This window comes from Roseateles sp. P5_B10 (assembly GCF_056400485.1).
The window spans coordinates 1-2,208 of record NZ_JBFULE010000850.1 but is presented as its reverse complement, the minus strand read 5'-3'; the positions used below and the strand labels follow the sequence as shown (position 1 = coordinate 2,208).

Sequence of the window (2,208 nt, the reverse complement as noted above, 5' to 3'; positions counted from 1 at the left end):
GCATACGGCAACCTGGAGACCAAGGGTGTCGGTCCCACTCCATTGGTAGCGCATGATGCCGATGTCCACCATTCGTCTGGGGAGCAGAACGTGACGAACGCCTTAGCTGAAGCGTTGTTCGCTCAGGTATTCCAGGCGGCACTACCCTTCGGCGCCGTGCCAGCGCTCGCGGTATCGCTTGTGTATCGCGGGCCTAATCCTGAATTGTCTCCRTCAGCTCGGGCACTAACAGTCCGGCCGTTTGTACTCCGGCCAGCACATTTCATGCGCAACGTGTTGCATCAACAGCAGCACCTGCCACRGGGTTCCGAGGCGCCTGGATTGAGTCGTGACGCCTATCGGGTAACGCAGGCGTTACGTCAGTTAACGCAGGGTTTTGGAGCATGCCTTGGCATAACGGCTGTCGATGACGTTGAATCCATCGACCAGGGACTACGCGAGTTGGGCCGACGTTTGGCGTGGCAGTTTGCTGCCAGCTTCGCGAAGCGCTTGCCACACGGCGGAGTAACTTGCTCAAACGTATCCTTAGCAGGCGAGTTTCTAGACTACGGAATGTCGCACGCATTGCCCACCTATCGCCGACCTGCTAACGCACTACAAGACCCCTGGACCGAATACCAACGACCTTTGGTAACGCTATGGACGCTGCGCCAACAGTTGGACAAGTACTTTCCGGGTCTACGTGGTACGCACGTGGTGGCGGCCGACGAACTCTGTAGTTCTTATCGAGCGGTTTTCGAGGAACGACTCGCCATTGAGATGGCCAAGATGGCGGGTCTGACCGAAGACTTGGCGGGCGCCTGTCCAAAGGCGCTCTTGGCTGACTGGCTTTCTGCAATGAGGGGTGTCTGGCGCCACGGCGGGCGCGAATGTTTGCCCGCGCGCGATGCGACCACCGAGTGGAGCCCACTGCCGATCGACCCTAAGCGCCCGGACCTCAACCGAGTCCTAGCGGCTGCCGCGCCCCATGAAGAACCGGAGGTAATGGACCAAACCATTACTCCACTGCTAGGTGACCCAACCTTGCGCCGCACCTTTGTGAACGCGGCCGTTGTCGTGCGGCAGGCGCTGCGCTCGACACTGGGGAGCGCGGGAGGTTCGCTTAGCGCTTACCTGTCAGCGCAAGCAACGCGCAAAAATTCTGCAATGTTTGAACTTGAGCGCGACAGTTGGTTTCGCATAGGGGCAGTCGCCAAGATGTTTGACGCAGACTTTCAACCGGCATCCGTGCAGATCCTAATGAGGGATGCAGTGGGCCATGCCCGTCATGTGCTTGCCGACTTGGCTCCTGGTATGGTTGGCAAGAGCGGGATCGAGCAGATCCAAGTGCTCGCCCAGCAGACAAGGCCGGTTCCGCTGTGGTGACACGCGCCCCYGGACGCGTTGGCCTTTTGCAGTCCGCGCGCCTAGACAAGATGGCTTCGTGATGTCCGGCGGCCCGACCCCTGCGATGCCGCAGGTTGCCGACGCAAGGCCGGCAGAGCTACACCAAGGCAGCCGGCAGGCGGTCTGCCGGGGCGTTACTAGTGAGCAAGGAGTCGGGCCATGGGCAAGGAACTGACTTGCCCGGGATTTCCGAGACAGTAATTCCTAGAAGACGGCCGGTTGCGGGTTTTGACGGCGTTGCTGCTTGAACGTAAGCGTCCCGGCAAGTCATGTTGATCCGCTGAGCTGTGCCTAGGATGCTCGTATCCATCAACGACTTGATGGGTACGTACGCACTATGGATCAAGCAGCGCCAGGCCGCCGGCGGCGAGTTCACAGCGCCGAGTTCAAGGCGCAGGCAGTGCAAGCCTCTCAGCAGCCGGGCGTTTCGATGGCCGCTGTGGCGATGGCTCACGGCATCAACGCGAACCTGCTGCGGCGCTGGGTACATGAGAGGGTTCAGCCGCCTGGCGATGCAGCAGCCGCCAGCGACAAGCCCGTTGGCTTCATCGCGTTGCCGATGCCGGCGCCGTCCGCGCCGCCTGCGTCGAGCTCTGAGCCCATCAGCATCGAGGTCCGCCGCGGCTCGACGACCATCGCGGTGACGTGGCCGGCAAGCGCTGCCGATGCGTGTGCGGCCTGGATGCGCGAGCTGCTGCGTTGATCCGCATTGACGCCGTGTGGCTCGCCACGACGCCCCTGGACATGCGAGCCGGTACGGAGACTGCGCTGGCCCGCGTGGTCCAGGTCTTCGGCGGCGCCAAGCCGCACCATGCCTATCTC

At 61.9% G+C, this 2,208-nt stretch carries 2 protein-coding genes; both read left to right on the top strand.

The features are described from left to right. A partial coding sequence (locus tag AC1DU6_RS28425; RefSeq protein WP_477861228.1) for a hypothetical protein occupies nucleotides 1–1,365 on the top strand: 1,365 nt, incomplete at its 5' end. Between the two features lie 358 nt (nucleotides 1,366–1,723). Beyond that, nucleotides 1,724–2,089, top strand: a complete 366-nt coding sequence (gene tnpA, locus AC1DU6_RS28420) for an IS66-like element accessory protein TnpA (protein WP_477861226.1) — start codon at nucleotides 1,724–1,726, stop codon at nucleotides 2,087–2,089. The last annotated feature ends 119 nt before the right edge of the window (nucleotides 2,090–2,208 follow it).